General features: G+C 58.7%; 19 protein-coding genes and 1 tRNA gene. 13 read left to right on the top strand and 7 right to left on the bottom strand.

Annotated elements, in window-relative coordinates; translation table 11 throughout:
• The first annotated feature begins 37 nt into the window (after positions 1–37).
• From MJ639_RS03060 to MJ639_RS03050, 3 genes are all read left to right on the top strand, one after another.
• Positions 38–1048, top strand: a complete 1011-nt coding sequence (locus MJ639_RS03060; protein WP_243368628.1) for a TRAP transporter substrate-binding protein — start codon at positions 38–40, stop codon at positions 1046–1048.
• Between the two features lie 101 nt (positions 1049–1149).
• On the top strand, positions 1150–2130 hold the full coding sequence (denD, locus tag MJ639_RS03055) for a D-erythronate dehydrogenase (protein WP_243368626.1): 981 nt from the start codon (positions 1150–1152) through the stop codon (positions 2128–2130).
• A gap of 239 nt (positions 2131–2369) precedes the next feature.
• Positions 2370–4088, top strand: coding sequence for a tetratricopeptide repeat protein (locus tag MJ639_RS03050; protein ID WP_243368625.1), 1719 nt, complete (start codon positions 2370–2372; stop codon positions 4086–4088).
• 139 nt (positions 4089–4227) lie between these two features.
• On the opposite strand, the gene MJ639_RS03045 is transcribed toward MJ639_RS03050, so the two are convergent.
• Positions 4228–4866, bottom strand: a complete 639-nt coding sequence (locus MJ639_RS03045) for a hypothetical protein (RefSeq protein ID WP_243368623.1) — start codon at positions 4864–4866, stop codon at positions 4228–4230.
• A 66-nt stretch (positions 4867–4932) separates the two neighbouring features.
• A tRNA-Ser gene (locus tag MJ639_RS03040) sits at positions 4933–5022 on the bottom strand.
• Positions 5023–5393: 371 nt separating this feature from the next.
• Here MJ639_RS03040 and MJ639_RS03035 point away from each other — a divergent pair.
• From MJ639_RS03035 to ilvA, 9 genes are all read left to right on the top strand, one after another.
• Positions 5394–6386, top strand: a complete 993-nt coding sequence (locus tag MJ639_RS03035) for a septal ring lytic transglycosylase RlpA family protein (protein ID WP_243368622.1) — start codon at positions 5394–5396, stop codon at positions 6384–6386.
• A 137-nt stretch (positions 6387–6523) separates the two neighbouring features.
• Positions 6524–7735, top strand: coding sequence for a D-alanyl-D-alanine carboxypeptidase family protein (locus MJ639_RS03030; RefSeq protein ID WP_243368620.1), 1212 nt, complete (start codon positions 6524–6526; stop codon positions 7733–7735).
• Positions 7735–8409 carry a dTMP kinase gene (gene tmk, locus MJ639_RS03025; RefSeq protein ID WP_243368618.1) on the top strand — a complete coding sequence of 225 codons (675 nt, stop codon included), beginning with the start codon at positions 7735–7737 and terminating at the stop codon, positions 8407–8409. Before MJ639_RS03030 ends, tmk begins: the two co-directional genes overlap by 1 nt.
• Entirely contained in the window at positions 8399–9463 is a 1065-nt protein-coding gene (locus MJ639_RS03020) for a DNA polymerase III subunit delta' (RefSeq protein WP_243368616.1), read from the top strand. Before tmk ends, MJ639_RS03020 begins: the two co-directional genes overlap by 11 nt.
• Positions 9464–9512: 49 nt before the next feature.
• Complete coding sequence (gene metG / locus MJ639_RS03015) at positions 9513–11063, top strand: methionine--tRNA ligase (RefSeq protein WP_243368614.1); 1551 nt, start codon at positions 9513–9515, stop codon at positions 11061–11063.
• Positions 11064–11108: 45 nt separating this feature from the next.
• On the top strand, positions 11109–12440 hold the full coding sequence (locus MJ639_RS03010; RefSeq protein ID WP_243368612.1) for a family 1 glycosylhydrolase: 1332 nt from the start codon (positions 11109–11111) through the stop codon (positions 12438–12440).
• Between the two features lie 67 nt (positions 12441–12507).
• A complete protein-coding gene (locus MJ639_RS03005) occupies positions 12508–13305 on the top strand; it encodes a TatD family hydrolase (RefSeq protein WP_243368610.1) in 798 nt (265 codons plus the stop codon).
• Positions 13302–14099, top strand: a complete 798-nt coding sequence (locus MJ639_RS03000) for an MBL fold metallo-hydrolase (protein WP_279306474.1) — start codon at positions 13302–13304, stop codon at positions 14097–14099. The genes MJ639_RS03005 and MJ639_RS03000 overlap by 4 nt, the downstream gene beginning before the upstream one ends.
• Before the next feature lie 78 nt (positions 14100–14177).
• Positions 14178–15704: a threonine ammonia-lyase, biosynthetic gene (gene ilvA, locus MJ639_RS02995; RefSeq protein WP_243368608.1), complete on the top strand. Its 1527-nt coding sequence runs from the start codon at positions 14178–14180 to the stop codon at positions 15702–15704.
• 203 nt (positions 15705–15907) lie between these two features.
• On the opposite strand, the gene MJ639_RS02990 is transcribed toward ilvA, so the two are convergent.
• Positions 15908–16396 (bottom strand): GAF domain-containing protein, encoded by a 489-nt coding sequence (locus tag MJ639_RS02990; protein WP_243368606.1) that lies wholly within the window; start codon positions 16394–16396, stop codon positions 15908–15910.
• Between the two features lie 103 nt (positions 16397–16499).
• Here MJ639_RS02990 and mazG point away from each other — a divergent pair, with 103 nt between their 5' ends.
• Entirely contained in the window at positions 16500–17333 is an 834-nt protein-coding gene (gene mazG / locus MJ639_RS02985; RefSeq protein WP_243369023.1) for a nucleoside triphosphate pyrophosphohydrolase, read from the top strand.
• Here the strand turns inward: mazG and hflX are convergent.
• From hflX to MJ639_RS02965, 4 genes are all read right to left on the bottom strand, one after another.
• Complete coding sequence (hflX, locus tag MJ639_RS02980) at positions 17330–18727, bottom strand: GTPase HflX (RefSeq protein WP_243368604.1); 1398 nt, start codon at positions 18725–18727, stop codon at positions 17330–17332. The two genes, mazG and hflX, sit on opposite strands and share 4 nt — an antisense overlap.
• A 1-nt stretch (position 18728) precedes the next feature.
• Positions 18729–18983: an RNA chaperone Hfq gene (gene hfq / locus MJ639_RS02975; RefSeq protein WP_009491222.1), complete on the bottom strand. Its 255-nt coding sequence runs from the start codon at positions 18981–18983 to the stop codon at positions 18729–18731.
• A 230-nt stretch (positions 18984–19213) separates the two neighbouring features.
• Positions 19214–20584: a nitrogen assimilation response regulator NtrX gene (gene ntrX / locus MJ639_RS02970; protein WP_243368603.1), complete on the bottom strand. Its 1371-nt coding sequence runs from the start codon at positions 20582–20584 to the stop codon at positions 19214–19216.
• Complete coding sequence (locus MJ639_RS02965) at positions 20581–22830, bottom strand: sensor histidine kinase NtrY-like (RefSeq protein ID WP_243368601.1); 2250 nt, start codon at positions 22828–22830, stop codon at positions 20581–20583. Before MJ639_RS02965 ends, ntrX begins: the two co-directional genes overlap by 4 nt.
• Between the last annotated feature and the right edge of the window lie 97 nt (positions 22831–22927).

The raw sequence follows: 22927 nt of genomic DNA, 5'->3' as shown, positions 1-22927 counted from the left end.
GAAGGGAAATAAGAAACCGAAGAGAGAGGGAACAACCATGAAGACACTGAAATTCGCATTGGCAGCAGGCGTTGCCTTAACACTCCTGTCCGCGGTTCCGGCCGCGGCACAATTCACCGAGCGCAACATCCGCCTATCCAACGGCGTGAACGAGGATCACCCGAACGGCAAGGGTGTGGACAAGTTCAAAGCTTGCCTGACAGAAAAGTCCGGCGGCAAGATGAAGGTCCAGGGTTTCTGGGGCGGTGCTCTGGGTGGCGATCTGCAAGCGACGCAGGCTCTTCGCTCCGGCACGCAGGAAATGGTTGTCACTTCGAGCTCGCCGCTCATCGGCATCCTGCCTGATCTCGGCGTCTTCGACCTGCCGTTCCTCTTCGCCAACGAAAAGGAAGCCGATACTATTCTTGATGGTCCGTTCGGAAAGTATATCGACGGGAAATTGGAGTCGGTCGGCCTCGTCAACGTCGCCTATTGGGAAAACGGTTTCCGCAACCTGACCAATTCCCGGCACCCTGTCGAGAAATGGGAAGACTTCAAGGGCCTCAAGGTTCGTGTGATGCAGAACAACGTGTTCCTCGACACGTTCAAGAACATGGGTGCGAATGCCGTTCCCATGGCCTTCGGCGAAGTGTTCACTGCGCTCGAGACCAAGGCCATCGACGGGCAGGAAAACCCCTTCGTGACCATCGACACTTCGAAGTTCTATGAAGTGCAGAAGTATCTCTCGGTGACCCGCCACGCCTATACGCCGTTCCTGGTTCTCTATTCCAAGAAGCTCTGGGATGGGCTGTCGAAGGATGAGCAGGCCGCTGTGCGTGATTGCGCCATCGCCGGCCGCGACGAGCAGCGCAAGGTATCTCGCGAACTGGGGCAGGCCTCTCTCCAGAAGATCAAAGGGGCGGGTGTGGTCGTCAACGAGCTCAACGAGCAGGAGGCGAACCGCATGCGCGAGCAGGCCAGGTCTGTGTGGGAAAAGCACGCCTCCACCATCGGCCCCGAGACGGTGAAGATGATGCAGGACGAGCTGGATAAGATGCGCAAGAAGTAAGGTACTGCTACCCAACATGGATCTGCCCGGAGCGTCCGCGCTCTGGGCAGTCTATTATCGTCTTAATATCTGCCGAGTCCTTTGAACGAAGTTATTGATCGATGCAGATTCTCATTCTCGGGGCCGCCGGAATGGTTGGCCGCAAGCTCACTGAGCGACTTATCGGCGATGGGCGCGTGAATGGCCAGCCGATCACCCGCATGATCCTGCACGATGTGGTTGAGCCTCAGACTCCGCAGGCGCCTTTCGAGATCGCGGCGCTGACCTCAGATTTTTCTTTGGCAGGCGAGGCCGACAAGCTCGTGGCAAACCGCCCCGACCTGATCTTTCATCTGGCTGCAATCGTGTCCGGTGAAGCCGAAGCCGATCTGGACAAAGGCTATCGGATCAACCTCGACGGAACCCGTTATCTCTTCGACGCCATTCGCCACATTGGTGATGGTTATTGTCCGCGTCTGGTTTTCACCTCGTCCATTGCCGTTTTCGGAGCGCCATTCCCCGAAGCCATTGGAGATGATTTTTTCCTGACACCGCTGACAAGCTACGGGACGCAGAAGGCAATCGGTGAACTGCTGCTCTCTGACTACACACGTCGTGGGTTCTTCGACGGCGTCGGCATTCGCCTGCCTACCATTTGCGTCAGGCCCGGAAAGCCCAACAAGGCGGCTTCCGGCTTCTTCTCGGGCATCATTCGCGAGCCATTGAGCGGACAGGAGGCCGTGCTTCCTGTCCCTGAGGATGTGCGCCACGCTCACGCTTCACCACGCTCTGCTGTGGGTTTTCTCATGCATGCCGCGACGATTGATAAGGCCAGGATCGGGCCCCGTCGGAATCTGACGATGCCAAGCGTTTCCGTTACTGTCGCCGAACAGATCGACGCCCTGCGACACATCGCAGGAGATAAGGTGGCCGCCAGGATCCGCCGCGAGCCCGATCCCAACATCATGCAGATGGTGGCGGGATGGCCGCGCCGGTTCGATGCCAGCCGCGCGGAAAGCCTCGGTTTCAAGGCTGAAAAGAGTTTCGATGAGATCATCCGCCTTCACATCGATGATGAGCTGGGCGGTAAGATCGCCAATTGATATGCGAGAGTACGGCCTGCTTGTGATTTAGCTCACAGACGCGCATTGCCATTGAGCGCACATTGCAGCTTCTCCAACAGGGGAGGCTTCCGATGATGCTCAGTGTTACGAAGCGTTCGCGCCCATGGGCGCGTCTCTGTCTCCTGACCACCGCAGTCACGGCTTTGAGCACCGCACTTCCCGCTATGGCGTGCCCTCTCGGGAACCATGACAGCCCGCGAGTTCGCTTGATGCATGGCATGACTTATGCATCGACCGATAAGGTCAAGGTCGCGCAATCCGACCACAAGGCTCACGCCCAGCCGCCGGCTGGCAACGAACTCGGGGCCTATAGCCGCGACATGCCGAAAGGTGCCGCTGCGCCGAGCGCGGAGTCCAGGCCAGCCATCTACAGCAATCTGGGCCAATTCTCGTGGCCTGCCATGAGCCCAAGCGGGCAGGATGCGAAAGCCTATTTCGACCAGGGCTATCGTCTCGGATGGGGCTTCAATCACGCCGAATCTGCCCGTGCTTTCAGGGCGGCACAGCAACTCGATCCGAATTGCGCGATGTGTCTGTGGGGCGAGGCATGGGTGCTCGGCCCTCACATCAATTATCCGATGAGCACGGATGCGAACGAACGAGCGCTTGCCGTGCTCGAACAGGCCAGGAAACTCACGCCTGCCGCTGACGGGTTGCAAAGTGCTGTGATCGACGCTCTCTCAAAGCGTTATTCGTCTGATCCGAATGCCGATCGCAAAGCGCTCGATCAGGCTTATGCGGACGCGATGCAGGCCGTGCAGGCTCGCTTTCCGGAAGACCCGCATGTTGCACTTCTGACGGCAGATGCACTTATGAACCTCAGTCCATGGGATTACTGGACGGATGGAGGAAAGACACCGAAGGGCAAGACCGCACGTATGGTCGAACTTATCGAAGGCGTGCTGGGCGACAAACAGGTAGGGCCGCTTCAGGCCTATCCTGATCATCCCGGGGCTATTCACCTCTACATCCATGCCGTCGAGGCCTCCGACCGGCCCGAGCGGGCAGCGCCGCATGCGACGCGCTTGGCGGCATTGATGCCTGGAGCTGGACACCTCGTGCATATGCCGAGCCACATCTGGTATCGCCTCGGACGCTGGCGTGAGAGCCTGGACGCGAATGTGCAGGCCGCAGCGGCCGACGAAGCGCTTCTGAAGCAGGGTGGTGCAAGCCTGCTTTATTCGGAAGGCTACTATGCCCACAATGTCCACTTCGTGATGGCGTCGGCCCTCATGGGCGGGGATGGAGGAACGTCCATCGCCGCAGCCGAGAAGCTCGTCGGGCTTGTATCGAGCCGCGCGCAGCACGAGGTCCCTTGGACGCAGCCCATCGCCGCTGCCGTCTATACTGCCCATGCGCGGTTCTCGACACCGGAGAAAGTGCTGGCCTTGCCTGCGCCCGATATCAGCTTCCCCTTCGTGCGCGCCACATGGCACTACGCGCGCGGCGTCGCACTAGCGCGTCTGGGGCGTGAAGATGAGGCCCGTGCAGAAGCCGCGGCCATTAACGCTTTAGCGGAAACGCCCGAAATCAAGGCGCTGCCGGATATGGGGGTCCCAGGGCCAGGTGTTCTCGCCATCGAGGCCAAGGTGATCGAGGGACGAATTGCGCAGGCCAGGAGCGATGCTGCACAGGCGGCTGCGCAATTCGCGGAAGCTGCTGCGATCCAGGATCAGTTGCCCTACATGGAGCCGCCGTTCTGGTATTACCCGGTGCATCAATCGCTCGGTGCAGCCTTGCTGCAGCAGGGAAAGAGCGAAGATGCGCAGGCTGCCTTCCGCAGGGCGCTCCAACTGTCGCCCAATAATGGATGGGCTGCGACCGGATTACTGCAAGCGGCCGAAGCACGCGGTGATGGCGCTACGGCAAACGAGGCGAGGGCGCTCATTCAGAAGAACTGGTTCGGCGAACAGCAGCCTTCGCTCGATCGGCTTTAAAACTTCAATTTTGATCTTGCGGCAGGCTGAAGCCCCATCGGCTTCAGCCTGTCGGTTTGCCGGTATTCTCTAGGTAAGACGCTCTATGCCGGTTTGGGGCGTAAGAAGCCGTTTTCTATGGCTTTTCAGCCAGAAAAGGCTACGAGTTTGAGAAAGCTAGTTTATCTAATTTAACCCGAATAATTTTTTGTTTGTCCATAAAAGCCTTAAAGTCTTCTTCTCTTCCCCACCATTCTTTAATGATAAAAGTTTCTATGCCTAATCCTAGACTCATACTCCCCCAAGTAAGGTAGTGTGGGGTGTCAGTAGTTATATCTGCATTCACTTTTGCAAATACGGATACAGCTAATAAAGCCCATATTATGCGCTCGGGCATGTGCAATACGCCATCTGCAAGAATCCACCTTGAATGACCATCGGTCACAGGAAGAAGCTCGTAGTTTTTAGGAGTATCTTCTGCATGCGCATGGCTACATCTAAAAACATGATATATAACGTCAGCTAAATCGGGATCTGGAAGAATTCTTCCATATCCATTGTCGATTTTGAGGTTGTGCCATTTCGTTTCAACGAGATTTATCCCGCCGCCAATCATGGGCTCAATAATCCAGTAATATGCCCGAATAAGATCTTTATAATCTTTATTGGTTGCTTTATTTTTACCAGAAAATTTCCTTGCAGTGCCCTCAATTGAAAAACAGGCGTGCATTAAGGCTAAGTCAGGACTTCCCTGTTCGTAGTCATTAATAGCAGCCAAAACGTGTTTTTCTAATTTCATGACTTGCGAGCTTAGCGAACACTTAGTGAGGTCTGAACTCAGAAGATTCGAGTGCGCCTGTTTCAATGGCGGAGAGGGTGGGATTCGAACCCACGGTGGGCTTGCACCCACGGCGGTTTTCAAGACCGCTGCCTTAAACCACTCGGCCACCTCTCCATCGGCGTCCGGGAGGATCCATCACCCCAGCCGCTACCATAAAGGTTCTCTAAGGCTGTGGGCCGGTCGCCGTCAACATAAACCCATCTGGGTATCAGGGCGAAGCGTCACGGCACAGAGGTGAGTCTCACGATCTTTACCTCTCTCCAGAGCGCCACCTCACGGGCGCGCGGCTATTTGAGCCCGTCCCATCGTGAAAATCACCTAGAGAAAATGGCATCTAAGGCCCTGAAAATATTCAATCTTTCGAGGGGCGATACATTGTTAACAATTCGATAGCTTTGCAATTGACAAGCGCGGCCATTTAACTTCCTTTTAAGAGGATAGGCGCACTTTGGTTGGCTGTCCGGGGTAGATTTTCCGACGCCGCCATGAGCAGTGCGAAGAATGGGGATGCGAACAATATGCATTGGGATCGCGCTGAGGCCAAAAGCGGTTTAACGGGAAAGATCACCCTCGACTGCCGAGCTCTCGTCCGAATTGCTGGTGTCGCGGCTATTGCCCTCACCGTCGCCAATTGCTCCTCCAAGGTCGGCGGCATCGACCCCAAATACGGCGTGGCGCCGAGCCCGCGGGTTGTCGACGGCGGGCCGATTCCCAAAGGCGGCGGCCGCAATATGGTGGGTAAGCCCTATACGGTTGCCGGCCGCACCTATGTTCCGTCCGAAACGCCGCGTCCGGTTGAAGGCCTTGCCTCCTGGTACGGCTCCAATTTCCATGGCCGCATGACCGCCAATGGTGAGATTTTCGACCGCGATTCGATCGCTGCGGCCCATACCACCATGCCGCTCCCGAGCTATGCTCGCGTCACGAACCTGCAGAACGGCCATTCCATGATCGTTCGCGTCAATGATCGTGGCCCGTTCCACGGAAATCGCGTGATCGACGTGTCCGAACGCGCCGCCTCGGCTCTCGGCTTCCATAAGCAGGGAACGGCAAAGGTTCGAGTCGAGTATGTCGGACGCGCCTCGACCAATGGCAGCGATGACCGCATTCTCCTCGCCAGCCTTCGGACGGATGGCCAGCCGGCCAGCCTGACCAATTCGGCTCCGACCATGATCGCCCAGGCGACCCCGCGCCCGGCAGCAGCGCCCCGTCAGGCCATCGGCATCGACACGGCTGAGCCCGAGGATAATTTCGAGGCTGCCCCGATTGCAGCTCCGGCCTCCCAACGGGTTGCATTCTCCAACGTGCCGCTCCCGCCTGAGCGTCCGTTCGATCTCGGCACCATTCCCGGTGCTGCCGCTGCATCGTCCCGCCCTGTGGTGGCAGGTCTCTACTATGCCTCCCCTGAGGCGAGCCGCACCGGCTTCCAGAAGGGCACCGGCTTCACGACATTGGACCAGTCCAAGTTCGTCCGCTGAGGTCGAGTGGGCAGCTATCCGGCTGCCCATCCCAGAGACTGTGTCACAGCACACAGCTTATCTAACCGTAACGTTGATTTGGCGTTGACGCGCCACAGATTCAGGCTCTCCTAACGGAAGATCCTGGACACCTCACGATGCGTCAACAGATGCCTGCCCGTACTCTGGCCTCGGCCCTTATTGCTCTCGCCATCCTTTCCTTCGCATGGGTTTTCCCGAAGGAAACAAGGGCACAATCATTCCAAACCAGTGCCCCTACGGCGATCCTGATGGATGGGGAGAGCCATGCTGTTCTCTTCGAGAAGAGCGCGGATGAACTGACGGCGCCGGCCAGCATGGCCAAGACCATGACGGCGGAGGTGGTGTTCAACGAGATCAAGAGCGGACGCCTCAATTTCGACAGCACTTTCACGATTTCCGAAAATGCTTGGCGCAAGGGAGGCGGCGGCTCCGGCGGCTCTTCCATGTTCGCCCAGGTCAATACTCAGGTGCGCCTCGAGGATCTGCTGCGCGGTCTCATCGTGCAGTCCGGCAATGATGCGGCCATTGCCATCGCCGAGGGTGTTGCGGGCACGGAAGAGAACTTTTCCAAGCTCATGAATGAGCGGGCGCGTGCGATCGGGCTGACGAAATCCACATTCCGTAACGCGACGGGCTATGGTCACCCGGAGCAGAAGGCGACTGTCCGCGATCTCGCGAAGCTTGCCCTCTACATCATCGAGACCTATCCCGATCTCTATAAGATTTTCGGTGAGCGCGAATTCACTTGGAACAAGATACGCCAGCAGAATCGCAACCCGCTGCTCACCATGGATATCGGGGCCGATGGCTTGAAAACGGGCAATATCGATGAGGCAGGCTTTGGCCTGATCGGGTCCGCGGTTCAGAACGGGCAGCGCCTCATCGTGGTCGTCAACGGGCTCAAAACCGCCAAGGACCGGGCCAATGAATCTCGGAAATTGCTGGATTGGGGGTTCCGGGCCTTTGAGTCGCGCGAACTCTTTGCAGAGGGACAGGTCGTGGGCGAGGCTCAGGTCTATGGCGGTAGCAAACGCTCTCTCCCGCTTGTATCCAAGAAGGCTGTTCGTGTACTGGTGCCCCGTGGAGATGGCGAGCGGGTCACGGCTCGGATCATCTACACCGGCCCACTGAAGGCCCCGATCGAAAAGGGGACTGAGGTGGCTCGTATCCAGGTCAACCGTGGTGAGATGCAGGCGCTCGAAATGCCGCTATATGCCAATGAAGATATCCAGGAAGGCACCCTGAGCCAGCGCGCTCTGGACGGCCTTGTGGAGTTCGGCACGGGCTGGGTGCGGCGTGCATTCACGAGTGTCATCGAAAGAATTTGATGGCAGGTCGGTTCGTTACGTTCGAAGGCGGGGAGGGCGCAGGCAAGTCGACCCAGATCGCAAGGCTCAAGGAACGGCTTGAAAAGCTCGGGCATCCTGTGCTCGTCACACGGGAGCCGGGCGGCTCGCCTCTCGCCGAGGAGATCCGGTCTTTCATTCTCAACGGACATGCCAAGCCGCTAGGGCCGTTTGCCGAAGCCCTGATGTTCGCCGCCGCGCGGATCGACCATCTCGACAAGACCATCAAGCCCGCCCTCAAGAACGGCACCACCGTCCTGTGCGACCGGTTCGCGGATTCGACGCGCGCCTATCAGGGCTCGTCGGGCTCCATCTCCTCAGAGACCATCGATGAGTTGGAACGTGTCGCCCTGGCTGGGACCAAGCCGGATCTGACCTTCATTCTGGACCTTCCTGCAGAAGTCGGACTTTCCCGCGCAGGAGAACGGCAGGCCCGCAAGGGCGAGGCAATGGACCGTTTCGAGGATGAGGGCCTGTCCTTCCATCGGGCCCTGCGTCAGGCCTATCTCGCGATTGCGGAATCCGACCCTCAACGCTGTGCCGTCATCAATGCGGATCAAGCGGCTGAGGATGTGGAGATGGCCATCTGGGCTGCCTTACAAGAGCGGCTGCCCGAACTTGCCGAACCGCAGAAAAGGCCGCTCGATGTCGCGTGACGCCCAAGACGCTCTTGAGCCCGACCAGTTCGAAGGGGCCCCTCATCCTCGGGACCAGTTCGCGTTCTTCGGACATCGGGACGGCGAGGGCGCTTTTCTCGAAGGATTGCGCAGTGGGCGGCTTCATCATGCCTGGCTGATCGGCGGGCCTCAGGGCATCGGCAAGGCGACCCTGGCCTATCGGGTCGCGCGCACCGTTCTCGATCCGCAGAAATCCAACGACCGCTCGATCGACAATCTTCAGGCTTCGCCCGACTCGAACATATCCAGGCAGGTCTCAGCCCTATCGCATCCTAACCTGTCGCTTCTTCGGCGAGCCCCTGCGACCGACAAGAAGGCCGCTTCGACGACGATCCCCGTGGATGCAGTCCGCAAAGCCCTGAACATGTTCGGCTCGACGGCCGCTGACGGGGGCTATCGCGTCTGCATCGTGGACAGCGCCGAGGACCTGACGATCTCGAGTGCGAACGCACTCCTCAAGGTCATCGAGGAGCCGCCGCCGCGCTCCCTGTTCCTGATCGTGAGCCATGCCCCCCAGCGGGTGCTCCCGACCATTCGCTCCCGTTGCCGTCGTCTCCTGCTTCGCCCTTTGGAGAATGAGCATATCAAGACTGCCATCCAGTCTCTGGGGGAGTCCTGGAACGATGTGCCCGAGGCGCTTCTCGATCAGGCCCTGCCTTATGGCGAAGGATCCGTCAGACGCACCCTGGAATTGCTGGACGCGGACAAGGTTGCCTTCATCGAGCAGGTAACCCGGCTCTTGGAGGGGTTGCCGAGGGTCGACACCAAGCAGATCCAGGCACTGGCCGAGGCGCTCGCAAAGCGGGATGCGAATGACAGCTATGACCTGACCTTGGAAACGATCGAGCGCTGGGTCTCAAGCAGGCTGCATGAGCGTGCGAGCCAGGGGGCGGCACGCCTTGCGCCTTTAGTGGAGGTGTGTGAGAAGATCGCACGGGTGGCTCGCGAGATCGACGTCTTCAACCTCGACCGCCGGCCCTTCATTCTGACGCTGTTCGACGATCTGGCTGACGCAGTTCGGCGAACGGCCTGACCGCACCTCGAGCGCTGCGTTCAAGAATCTACGAGTTTAAGGATCCGCCATGGCCGACAAGCAGAAATTCTACATCACCACGGCTATCTCGTATCCGAACGGCGCGCCTCATATCGGCCATGCCTATGAGGTCGTCGCCTCCGATGCGATTGCCCGCTTCAAGCGGATCGACGGCTACGACGTGTTCTTCATGACCGGCACGGACGAGCACGGCCTCAAGATCCAGCAGACGGCAGACCGCAACAACACGACGCCGAAGGCTTTCGTGGATGAGATGGCGACGAAGTTCCGCGCCATGGCGGATCGCCTGAACTGTTCCTACGACCGCTTCATCCGCACAACGGATGCGGACCACCTACCCTCGACCCATGAACTCTGGCGCCGGATGCAGGAGAGGGGGGATATCTATCTCTCCAAATATTCCGGCTGGTACTCCGTTCGTGACGAGGCCTATTACGACGAGAGCGAACTGACCAAGCAGCCCGACGGCTCCTGGCGCGCGCCTACGGGTACGCCTGTCGAGTGGATCGAGGAGGAAAGCTATTTCTTCCGCCTCTCCGCCTACCAGGATCGCTTGCTGCAGCATTATGCGGACAACCCGGATTTCATCAGCCCGGAAACACGTCGCAACGAGATCACCAGCTTCGTGCGCTCCGGTTTGCAGGATCTCTCGATCAGCCGCACCACCTTCAACTGGGGCCTGCCGGTCCCGAATGATCCCAAGCATGTCATGTATGTGTGGATCGACGCGCTCAATAACTACCTGACCGGCTGCGGCTTCCCGGACGAGAGCAACCCACGCTGGAAAAATTGGCCAGCCGATGTGCATATCATCGGCAAGGACATCGTGCGCTTCCATACGGTCTATTGGCCGGCCTTCCTCATGTCGGCCGGGCTGCCGCTGCCCAAGCGCGTTTTCGGCCATGGCTTCCTGCTCAACAAGGGCGAGAAGATGTCGAAGTCGGTTGGCAACGTGGTCGATCCGTTCGATCTCGCCGACACCTATGGCGTCGACCAGATCCGCTACTTCTTCATGCGCGAGGTGCCATTCGGCCAGGATGGAAATTACTCGCACGAGGCCATCGTGAACCGCATCAATGCGGATCTCGCGAACGATCTCGGCAATCTGGCGCAGCGTTCGCTGTCGATGATCGCGAAGAACTGCGATGCTGCCGTGCCGCAGCCGAGCGCCTTCACACAGGCCGATCAGGACATGCTCTGGCTTGCCGACGCGCTGCCCGGAAAGACGCGGGCGGCCATGAAGGACTTCGCCGTCCATACCACGCTTGCCGAAATCTGGGCCGTGGTCGCTGAAGCCAACCGCTATTTCGCCTCCCAGGAACCCTGGGTGCTGCGCAAGAGCGATCCGGCCCGCATGAACACCGTACTCTATGTGACGGCCGAGGTTCTGCGCGCTGTAGGCATCCTGGCACAGCCTTTCGTGCCGGAAGCTGCCGCCAAGCTTCTCGATCTTCTCGCGATCGCACCCGAGAAACGCGTCCTGGCGATGGTTGGCCCTGAGCATCGTCTCGTCGCAGGGGCGGCCTTGCCGCAACCGGCTCCGATTTTCCCGCGTTATATCGAGGCGGAAGCACCTTAAGCTTCCGCTTTGATGGGCTTTCGAGGCCCGCAGCGGAAGCGGAAGATGTTCACTACGTTCATGTTTGCGACCGGGATCGAGAATAGCATCCCGACCATCAACAACGGCCGCACGCGCATCGATCAGATGGAGAAGTGCGGCCATTATAAGCACTGGCAGACCGACTTCGATCTCCTGGCGGAGCTCGATATTCAGGTCCTGCGCTATGGGCCGCCGCTTCACACGACCTTCCTAGGGCCGGAGCGCTATGACTGGTCCTTCGCCGACATGACCTTCGGCGAACTTCAGCACCGCAACATCATCCCGATCGTCGATCTGTGCCACTTTGGCGTCCCGGATTGGATCGGCAATTTTCAGAATCCGGATTTTCCAAACCTTTTCGCCAATTACGCCGAAGCCTTCGCGCGACGCTTTCCCTGGGTGCAGCTTTATACACCAGTCAACGAGATGTTCATTTGCGCCACGTTTTCCGCAGCCTACGGATGGTGGAACGAGCAGCTCCAGAGCGATCAAGCCTTCGTGACCGCTCTCAAGCACATCGTCCAGGCGAATGTGCTCGCCATGGAACGCATCCTCAAGGTTCGACCGGATGCGCTGTTCATTCAAAGCGAGTCATCGGAGTATTTCCACGCGGAAAACCCGGCGGCCATCAAGCCCGCCGAGATCATGAATGCGCGGCGTTTTCTGTCGCTCGATCTCAATTACGGTCGCCGTGTGGACTCGGAAATGTACGAGTTTCTCATGGATAATGGGATGACGCGTGATGAATACCATTTCTTCCTCAGCCGCTCGTCGCTGCGCCATCACTGCATCATGGGCAATGATTACTACGTCACCAACGAACATCGCGTGGCGGCAGATGGATCGTCGCGCTCTGCTGGAGATGTGTTCGGATACGACGAGATAACGCGCCAGTATTATGAGCGCTATCGGCTTCCCGTCATGCATACAGAGACGAACCTCATGGAGGGGCCGACTGGCGAAGAGGCTGTCAACTGGCTCTGGAAGCAATGGGCGAACGTGTTGAGGGTGCGGAACACAGGCGTACCTATCGTCGGCTTCACTTGGTACTCGCTGACAGATCAGATGGACTGGGACGTCGCTCTCCGGGAGGAGAACAACCGGGTCACTCCTGTCGGGCTTTACGATCTCGACCGCAACATCCGGCCTGTAGGACGATGCTATAAACAGTTGATCCATGATTGGTGCGATGTCCTGCCTGCGCAGAGCGTCTGCCTGACCGTGCCTATCGTCTGGCCTCATGATCTCGACGAAGTGACTGTGCGGCGGCATCAGGAAAGGCTGCGCCGAATGCGCCATAAGGAGTCGCGAGAGGATGACGAACCCGCGGCGACGACCCAGGAAGCGCGTCGCTAGACGAAAAGGTCAATCCGATCTATGCAGCCCCAAGAGTTAACGGCCTCGGAGGAGGGCGCCTTCACCCATGCTGGTCGACAGCCATTGCCATCTGGATTTTCCCGATCTTCAGGGCCGCCTTCCTGAGATTCTGGCTGCTGCCGAGGCTGCCGGCATCGGCAGGATGGTAACGATCTCCACCCATGTGGCACGGTACGAGACCTATCGCGCCCTGGCTGAGGCGCATGAGAATGTGTTTTTCACTGTGGGTACGCATCCCCATAATGCCGGCGATGAGCCGGATGTGCCGGCTGCGCGTCTCGTGGAGCTTTCCGCCCATCCGCGTTGTATCGCCATCGGCGAAGCAGGGTTGGACTATCACTACGACAAGAGCCCGCGTGACGTTCAGCGGCAAGTGTTCCGCACGCATATCGAGGCAGCCCGCGAAACCGCCCTCCCGCTCGTCATCCATGCCCGTAACGCCGATGAGGACATGATCGAGATTCTCTCTGACGAGATGAGGAGAGGGCGGTTCGGTGCTGTTCTCCATTGCTTCTCATCGGGGGAGAAGCTGGCTCAAGTGGGCGTCACTCTGGGACTTTACGTCTCATTCTCAGGCATCCTGACATTCCGAAACTCGGAAGAGATCCGCCGGATCGCCGCGGCAGTGCCGCAGGATCGGTTGCTCGTGGAAACAGACGCTCCGTACCTTGCTCCCGTCCCGTTCCGAGGCAAAACCAACGAACCCGCCTATGTGGCTCACACCGCTCGTGTATTGGCCGAGGTCATTGGCGTGAGCGATGACGAGGTTGCACGGATCACGACAGAGAATTTTGACCGTCTGTTCTCAAAGGCTGCACCAGCAGCTCAGGCGCAGGCATCATGAATTTGAAGGTCACGATCCTGGGCTGCGGTTCCTCGGCGGGAGTGCCGCGTGTCGGTGTCGGCTGGGGCGCATGCGATCCCTCCAACCCCAGGAACCGCCGCAGGCGTTGCTCCATCCTCGTCGAGAAGGCGTCCGCCAACGGCACGACGACCGTTTTGGTGGATACGACGCCTGACGTTCGGGATCAGTTGCTCGGTGCAGGCGTGAAGCATCTCGATGCGGTGCTCTATACTCACGAGCACGCGGATCACATCCATGGCATCGACGATCTGCGGCCGCTTGCGATTGTCATGCACAAGCGCATTCCCGTTTATGCCGACCGCGTGACCGGCGAATTGCTTCAGGTTCGCTTCGGCTATTGTTTCGAAACCCCGGCAGGCAGCAGCTACCCACCCATTCTCGAACTTCACTACATGAAGGCGGGAATTCTCACGAGCGTGAATGGTCCGGGCGGGGTCATAGAGGCCATGCCTTTTTGCATGGAGCATGGCGATATCGATGCGCTGGGCTTCCGCTTCGGCAGGATGGCCTATGCTCCCGATGTGAGCCGCATGCCCGATGAGAGCCTGCGCCATCTGGGAGGCCTTGAAACCCTCATCATCGATGCGCTGCGCTACACACCGCACCCCACGCATTTCTCTGTCGAAGAGGCGTTGGCGCTCATCGAGAAGGTCAAGCCGAAGCGCGCCATTCTGACGAACCTGCACACGGATCTCGACTACGAGACCCTGCGGCGGCAACTGCCGCCTCATATCGAACCTGCCTACGATGGAATGCAGATCGAGCTTCCTTGACAGGAATTTGCTTCTTATACCGCAGAATGCGACAGAGTTGCCCTCGAATGCGCGCTCGATTTAACAAGCGGACATCCCATGCAGGACTATATCCGGAAAATCCTCACCGCACGGGTCTATGATGTGGCCATTGAGAGCCCTCTCGACCCCATGCCCCGCCTGTCGCAGCGTCTGGGGTCCGATGTTCATCTGAAGCGCGAGGATCTCCAGCCGGTCTTCTCCTTCAAGCTGCGCGGCGCCTACAACAAGATGGTTAACCTGCCCCGTGAGGCGCTTGATCGAGGTGTGATCTGCGCATCGGCAGGAAATCACGCCCAGGGTGTTGCCCTTTCTGCGCAAGCCCTTGGGGTCAAGGCTACCATCGTGATGCCGCGCACGACGCCCGATATCAAGGTACAGGCAGTGAAGGATCGCGGCGGACGCGTCCTCCTGCATGGCGAGAATTTCGACGAGGCTTATGCCCAGGCCCGCAAGCTCGAAGACGAGAAAGGCCTGACCTTTATCCATCCGTTCGACGACCCGGATGTGATTGCCGGCCAGGGCACGGTTGGCATGGAAGTCCTGCGTCAGCATCCGAAGCCGATCGAGGCAATATTCGTGCCCGTGGGAGGAGGGGGCCTCGCTGCAGGTGTGGCGCTCTACGCCAAGTTCCTTCGCCCGGATGTGAAGGTGATCGGCGTCGAACCTGAAGAGGCTGCAAGCATGGCGGCGGCCATTGCAAGTAGCGAGCGTGTCGTTCTTAACCAGGTCGGCCTTTTCGCCGATGGCGTTGCCGTGAGGCAGACCGGCGAAGAGACATTCCGCATCTGCCGCGAAATGCTAGACAGCGTCGTCATGGTTAACACGGACGAGATCTGCGCGGCCATCAAGGACATCTTCGAGGATACGCGGGCCATTGCCGAGCCATCCGGCGCTGTCAGTTTGGCCGGCCTTAAGAAATATGCTGAAAGCCGCGCAGTCTCAGAGGGAAGCCTTATCGCCATCAACAGCGGCGCGAACATGAATTTCGACCGGCTCAGGCATATTGCCGAGCGCGCCGAGATCGGTGAGCACCGTGAGGCATTACTGGCTGTGACGATCCCGGAGGCTCCAGGCAGCTATCGACGTTTCATCCAGCTCTTGGGCAAACGCTCGATCACCGAATTCAATTATCGCTATTCCGATCCCACGGAAGCGCACATCTTCGTGGGCGTCCAATTACTTGAGGGCGAAGACGAGAAGCAGCAGATCATCGGGATGCTGCGGGAGCACGGCTATCCGGTGCTCGACATGAGCGATAACGAGATGGCGAAGCTCCATGTCCGCTATATGGTCGGCGGCAGAGCCTCAGGGCTCGAAAACGAGCTGGTTTTCCGGTTCCAGTTCCCGGAGCGTCCTGGAGCGTTGCTCAAGTTCCTGAACGGCTTGAGCGGCAGCTGGAACATCTCCTTGTTCCATTACCGGAACCATGGCGCCGATTACGGGCGTGTTTTGGCAGGCATTCAGGTGCCGAAGGCTGAACTCCCGAAACTCAAGCGAAGCCTGGACGAACTCGGGTATCCGTATTGGGATGAAACCACCAATCCCGCCTATGACAGCTTCCTGCGGATTGGATCGCAGGTTTGATGCTCTTAGCCCACCAAGATGAGAAGACAGATGGGCTGGGGCATTGTGCATCGAGCAGGGGGCATCGATGAAATGCTATGTCATGCCATCCTTGGTGGGCTTCGGCTAAGTTATTCTATGGCCCCATCTATTTAGGTTCCATAATATATCTTATGCGAAATTGATATATAGGAATGAGGAGGCCGAAGTTCAGTCTCCCCTGCCTATGAATCCGTTTCCATGAGCACCGGAAGGATCTGTCTCGCGATGGCCATTGCCGGATCGACATGTCGCTCGTCATAAGCGCCTTCGCGGTCGAGCAGATTGACTGTGCCGAGAACCGTACCGCCAAAGATGATCGGCAGGTTCATCACGCAACCTAGGCCGAGGCCCGTGATGGTTTCATGGTCAGGGAAAAACGGAATGAAGCCGGCTGGCGTTTTGGCCAGGAACGGTTTCATCTCTTTCCGCACCTGTTGAGTGAATGCGTCTGGCAGGACGGGCTTGCGGCCGCCAACCGGATAGACGTCCGGATTAGTGGAATAGATCCGTTCGACCTCGCGCCCGCCTGCGAGGTTTCGCGTCACGGTGTAAAGGCGATACCCGACAGCTTTCGAAAATGCCTCTCCTGCCGCTTCGAGAATAGCCGTCGGCTGATCAGGCAAGGCCCAGGCATTTTGCACGTTGAGAGCGAGGTGAAGCACGTCCGTCATTTGATATCCTTGCGGGTGAAACGCCTAAGCATCTTGATCATCTTTTACTCTGATTCCCCACTGGAATCGGGCTATGAAGCGCATTTGCGAGAGGAAACCTTGGATGAAGCCTTCTTCTGATATCGCCCGTCTCCTAGAGATCATGGCGGCCCTGCGCACCCCTCAAACCGGCTGTCCTTGGGATCTGGAGCAGGATTTCGCATCCATTGCGCCCTACACTCTTGAGGAAGCCTATGAGGTCGTGGATGCCATCGAACGTGGCGATCTGGCCGATTTGCGGGACGAGCTAGGCGACTTGCTGCTTCAAGTGGTCTTTCACGCCCGGATGGCTGAAGAACAAGGTATTTTCGCATTTCCGGATGTCGTTGAGGCCATCACGCAGAAGCTTGTTCGCCGCCATCCCCATGTGTTCGGCGAGGCCAAGAACTTGGCGCCGGAGCAGGTAAAAGCGCTGTGGGATGACATCAAACGCGAGGAAAAAGCCGAGCGGCGTCAAGCTCGCGAGCAGATGGGCCTGCCGCCGGAGCCTCATGAGGCGGGATTTCTCGGCGGGATTCCAACGGCCCTGCCCGCCTTGACTCGTGCCCAGAAGCTCACAACGAAAGCCGCCAAAGTCGGATTCGACTGGCCCGATGCCGCCCAGGTCATTGACAAGATTCACGAGGAATTGGAAGAGGTTAAAGAGGCATCTTTAAGTGGAGATCGAGCGCATATAGAGGATGAGATCGGCGATCTTCTATTCTCGGTGACAAATCTCGCACGCCACTTCGGCATCGATCCTGAAAAGGCCTTGAGGCGAACGAATGCGAAGTTCGAGCGTCGCTTTGGATCTGTAGAGGCAGGGTTGAAAGCCCAAGGGCGCAACCTGAACGATGCCTCTCTCGAGGAAATGGAAGAACTCTGGGTTCAGGCCAAGCTCAGCGAGCGAAAAGCCTAGATCGCCCTGGCGTTCGGATATCTGTTCAGGAAACGCGGTTCCTTACCCTGAACGAGGCGCACTTGGAGCAGGGTGTGGCCATTCTCGAGAGCCCTGCGCTCAAGGATTTCCGTGTTCTCGTGCAGCCATGCCAAGCCTTGCCCGTCCTCAGGTGCGACATCGACCTCGTAAGACTTGCGCCCCATGGCAAGATGCTGCTCGATGGTCTCCAGGAGTTCCGGCATACCCTCCCCGGTCAAAGCCGAGATCAGGATCGGGCGCCTCTCGATCCCCGTGCGGTGAGAGGCTGTTGCCAAGCGCTCACGATCTTCCGGGGACAGAAGGTCAGCCTTGTTCCAGACTTCAATGATCCGCCTCGTATCGTCGGGATCAATCCCCAGTTCCCGCAGAACGACGGCAACATCGCCTGCCTGAGCCTCCGTCTCCCCGTGGGATACATCCCTGACATGGAGGAGGACATCAGCCTCGACCACGTCTTCGAGCGTGGCCCGGAAGGCGGCTACCAGCATCGTCGGCAGATCGGAAATGAAACCGACCGTATCCGATAGGATGGCCTTTTCGCCATGGGGCAGGTCAATGGCCCGTGTTGTTGGGTCGAGGGTGGCGAAGAGCATGTTTTCCGCCAGAACCTCCGCCTTTGTCATGCGGTTGAAAAGAGTCGACTTGCCCGCATTCGTGTACCCCACCAGGGCGACGATCGGGTAAGGCACCCTCCTCCGGCTCGTCCGGTGCAGCGACCGGGTTTTGACGACGCTCTCCAAATCCCGCTCGATACGGTTCATGCGCTCTTGGATCATGCGGCGGTCGGCTTCGATCTGCGTCTCACCGGGGCCGCCGAGGAAGCCAAAGCCGCCGCGTTGGCGCTCGAGATGGGTCCAGGAGCGGACGAGGCGCCCCTTCTGATAAGACAGATGGGCCAGCTCGACCTGAAGCGTGCCCTCCTTCGTCCGGGCTCGTCTGCCGAAGATTTCGAGGATCAATCCTGTCCGATCAATAACCTTTGCGCCCCAGGCCTTTTCCAGGTTGCGCTGCTGTACAGGGCTGAGAGCGCAATCCATTACCACCAAGCCAATTTCCTCGGCCTTGATGAGAGCGGCGAACTCATCGACCTTGCCGCTGCCGATATAAGTGGCGGGGCGCGGTGACGACAGCGGGGCGATCACGGCCTGCACGACCGACAGATCGATCGCAAGCGCAAGACCTGAAGCTTCGTCGAGACGGGCATCGGGAGGGCGAGGATTGGAGGCTTCGCTCTCTCCATCGCTCGCTCCAGGGCGGCGCTTCCGGGTCAGGTAAGGGCCAACCACGAGCGTCCGCGTTCCGGCAGCAACCTCTTTCTCAGGCTCGGCCAGTTCTGCGAGACGATGTTCCCCCGGAGTGCGTGGTTCAGTCACCTCAGGCCTTTTCGCCAGCCTCGTCGATCTGATCGAACAATTGGACAGGCTGTCCGGGCATGATGGTGGAAATGGCGTGTTTGTAAACCAGCTGCGAGTGGCCATCTCTGCGTAGGAGAACGCAGAAATTATCGAACCAAGTGACGACGCCTTGGAGCTTCACGCCGTTTACAAGGAATATCGTCAGGGGAATCTTCTGCTTACGGACGTAGTTGAGAAACGTGTCCTGCAGATTCTGCGCGCGATCGCCCGCCATTGAAGTTGCCTCGCCAGCCCATCGCCGCCGGTCTTGGCTAGTGGGCCGCCTGTATATGGTTGTCCGCTATCGTGCGGTCGTTGACCGGCATGCCTATTACAGGGCGAAGTTGCCCATTCGGCAAGAGGGTCCCGGGCGTTCTACCCCCTCAGAAGCATATTTTCCCGTGGATGAGGTATGCGACGCCCGTATAGCGACACAGCATGACATCCACAGGACCTTTAATGCTCTTAACCGCCGATCCCCAGCGACTTCAGCTTACGATGAAGCGCTGAGCGCTCCATGCCGATGAATTCAGCCGTCCGGGAGATGTTGCCGCTGAAGCGTGCAATCTGGGCCAGCAAGTATTCACGCTCGAAAATCTCACGAGCCTCGCGCAGTGGCATGCTCATCAGCTTCTCGCCCCCTGCCCCGCCAGGAGTTGTCGGAACAAGCGTTCCGATCTCGGAGGGCAACATCTCCGCTGTGATCTCCGCATCGGGATCGCCGGAACTCAAGATCATCAGCCGCTCAACGTTGTTACGAAGCTGACGGACATTGCCCGGCCAGTCATGAGACTGAAGGACGGCCATGGCATCTTCCGCGATCCGCCGCTTGGGCAGGCCCGTTGAAGCGGATATCTGGTCCATGAAGAACTCGATCAGCTCCGGCACATCCTCGCGACGCTCAGCCAAGGACGGAACACGGATCGGGATGACGCTCAGACGGTGGAACAGATCCTCCCTGAAAGCCCCTGCCGTGATCTCGGATGGTAGGTCGCGGCTCGATGACGAGATGATGCGAACATCCACATGAACGCGGGTGGTGCCGCCGATGCGCTGGAAATTCTGATCGACGAGAACGCGCAGGATCCGGTTCTGCGTCTCGCGCGGCATATCGGCGATTTCGTCGATATAGAGCGTTCCGCCATGCGCTTCTTCCAAAGCACCGACACGACGCCCTCCACTTTCAGCGCCTTCGGTTCCGAAGAGCTCAGCCTCCATATTCTCGGGCGTGATGGTCGCTGCCGTCAGCACGACGAAAGGCCCGTTGGCTCTTGTCGACATGCTATGGATGGTGCGGGCCGTCAGCTCCTTGCCAGCCCCAGGCGCTCCCGTGATGAGAATTCTCGCATTCGTGGGCGCGGCACGCTCAACGGCCTGCCGTAGTTGGTTGACGACGATGGACTTGCCGGCGATGCGGGTTGCCTGAACGGAGCGGGAGCGCAGATCGCGCACTTCCCGCTTCAGACGCGAGGCTTCCAGGGCCCGCTCTGCGACAAGAACGAGACGGTCGGCTTTGAACGGCTTCTCGATGAAGTCGTATGCTCCCGACTTGATGGCGGAAACAGCCGTTTCAATGTTGCCATGGCCTGAGATCATCACAACCGGCAGGTCGGGATGCTGGGACTTGATGATGTCGAGCACCTGCAGACCGTCCAGACGACTCCCTTGCAGCCAGATATCGAGAAAAACCAGATGTGGCCTGCGCGCTTCGATAGCTGCGAGAGCCTCGTCGGAGGTTCCGGCCGTGCGTGTACGGTGGCCCTCATCCTCAAGGATGCCGGCAACCAACTCACGGATGTCGATTTCGTCGTCAACGACGAGAATATCAGCGCTCATAGGCTTGCTCTGCGATTTTCATTGCTGGTCGAGGCGGCAGATGCCTCTTCAGCTGTGACTTGTTTTTTCTTGGGAATCCACATGCGGACCTGCCCGCCCCGCCCGGCGGGATTGTCGACAAGGTCCATGCCGCCCCCATGATCTTCTAGGATCTTCGCGACGATCGGCAGCCCCAATCCGGTGCCGCCTTCGCGGGTCGTCATATAAGGCTCCAGCAGACGCTGCCGGCCCTCTACCGGGAAGCCCTTACCGTTGTCGGTCACCGCCAGGATCAGATAATCCGGATGCGTATCGTCCAGAGTCACCGTGATCTGCGGCGTGCCGCGTTCATCTTCGGGCACGGCAGAGATCGCTTCGGTCGCATTCTTGACGATGTTCGTGACCGCCTGGGAGATCAATCGACGGTCGAAGGGCGCGATGACGGGCGTTGACGGGAACTGATCGATGAACTCGATATCCTGGTGTGCAATCCGCATCATGAACACCACCTGCCTGATCGTCTCGGCAAGATCCTCCTGGCCGATTGTCGGCTTGGGCATGCGTGCGAAGGACGAGAACTCGTCGACCATTCGTTTGATATCATCGACCTGACGCACGATGGTGTCAGTGCATTGATCGAAGACCTCGCGGTCGGTGGTGATAACCTTGCCGTACTTGCGACGGATACGTTCGGCGGAGAGCTGGATCGGGGTCAGAGGGTTCTTGATCTCGTGCGCGATACGGCGAGCCACATCCGCCCAGGCGGAGGTGCGCTGGGCGACGACGAGATCGGTAATGTCGTCGAGCGTGATCACGAGGTCCCGCTTGTCGTTGCGCGCCTGTTCGCTCGTCACGCGTACATTGATGGTCCGTTCCTTCCCCTTTCGGGAGATTTGAATTTGCTCCTGCATCAGGCGCTGACGGCCCTGGATCATTTCCAGGAGCAATCTCGTGACCTCCGGGAGAACTTCCGTGATCGGCCGGCCGATCAGCTCCTCCCGTGAGGCCTGAAGAAGCGTCTCCGTGGAGGGGTTCACGATCGTGATCACACCACGTGCGTTGATGCCGATGACGCCCGCAGACACACCTGCCAGAACCGCTTCCGTAAAGCGACGACGGCGGTCGATGACTTCGCTTGCGGTCGTCAGGCCATCGTGCTGGCGACGCAGTTCCGATGTCATCTTGTTGAAGGTCTCGCCCAGATGGCCGAGATCGCCCTCTCCACGTTTAACAGGGACCTGGACGTAGAAATTACCGGTCGCAACTTGATCGGTCGCATGGATCAGGCGGCGAATGGGAGCAACGAGGCGGTTGGCAAAGTTCAGTCCGAACCATATCGCGGACAAAAGCACGATGAGGGTAACCAGGATGAACATGGAGGCGAAGGCGAACTGAAGCCCTGCTTTTCCCTGATCGAGAAGATTATAGTGGGCTACGCCATTCTCAGCCACGGCAGGAAATTCGATTGCCTGGCGATCGACCTCACGCGCCAAGTAGAGAATGCGACCGTTATGGGCATCCAGTTTCAAAACGGAGCGCAGGATATTGCCCGATCCTGGAAGAAGGCAGACGGCGTCCTGATTGTTCGCCTCCTCGAGGTCGGCCTGGGTGAGTTCTGGCAAACCCGTGAGCGGTTTACTCTCGACCTTTTCGACGACGGCTCCATCAGGCTCAAGGATCATGGCGAGAGGAAGCCCTAGGAAGCGAGCCCTCGTGGACATGAATTCGTTAAAGAGCTTGCGATCTGCATTGTAGATAACGATGGCGCGGTTCAGATCTCCTGCCATCAGCTGGGTTTCGCGAGCCAAGGTCCTGCACTGCATCTCCCGATAGGAATGCGCAATCACGACCGTGGTGCTCATCAAATCCTTGATGCTGCGGGTCAGCCTGGAATCGAGGCTTCGGTCGAACGAGACGGAAGCAACACCAGCGATCAGAAGCGCCGGCAACCCCGCAACGAGACTAAAAAGCCCGACGATTCTGACATGAAGGCCGGCTGCTGCGGCTCCTTCAATGCGCTCCCTGACGAGCTTCTTGGCCTGCCAGATCACAATTCCGAGCAGAAGGACTATCAGCAGGCCGTTGAGAGCGAACACCACCTGCATGACGTCGTTGGTCGGCAGGACGGGTGTCGCACCCGCAAGGATAAGAAAGGTTGTCAGCGCTGAGGCAAGAGCCAGAGGCACAGCAACATAGCCGATCCAAACCAGCCAGCTCTGGCCAGGTTCAGCTGATTGGCGCTGTTCGTTTATGCTCTGGTCGGTCAAGTCGAGAGGCCCCCAAAAGCGGGCGCTCTCGTTCCAGCACCCGTTGCAGGGTGATGCACCAACACAACACTGTGGTCAAATTATTACAGCTGACCGC

This window comes from Microvirga solisilvae (assembly GCF_022808595.1).
Taxonomy (GTDB): Bacteria; Pseudomonadota; Alphaproteobacteria; order Rhizobiales; family Beijerinckiaceae; genus Microvirga; species Microvirga solisilvae.
Note: the sequence above shows the minus strand (reverse complement) of the source record. Positions and strands in the feature narration are given on the sequence as shown.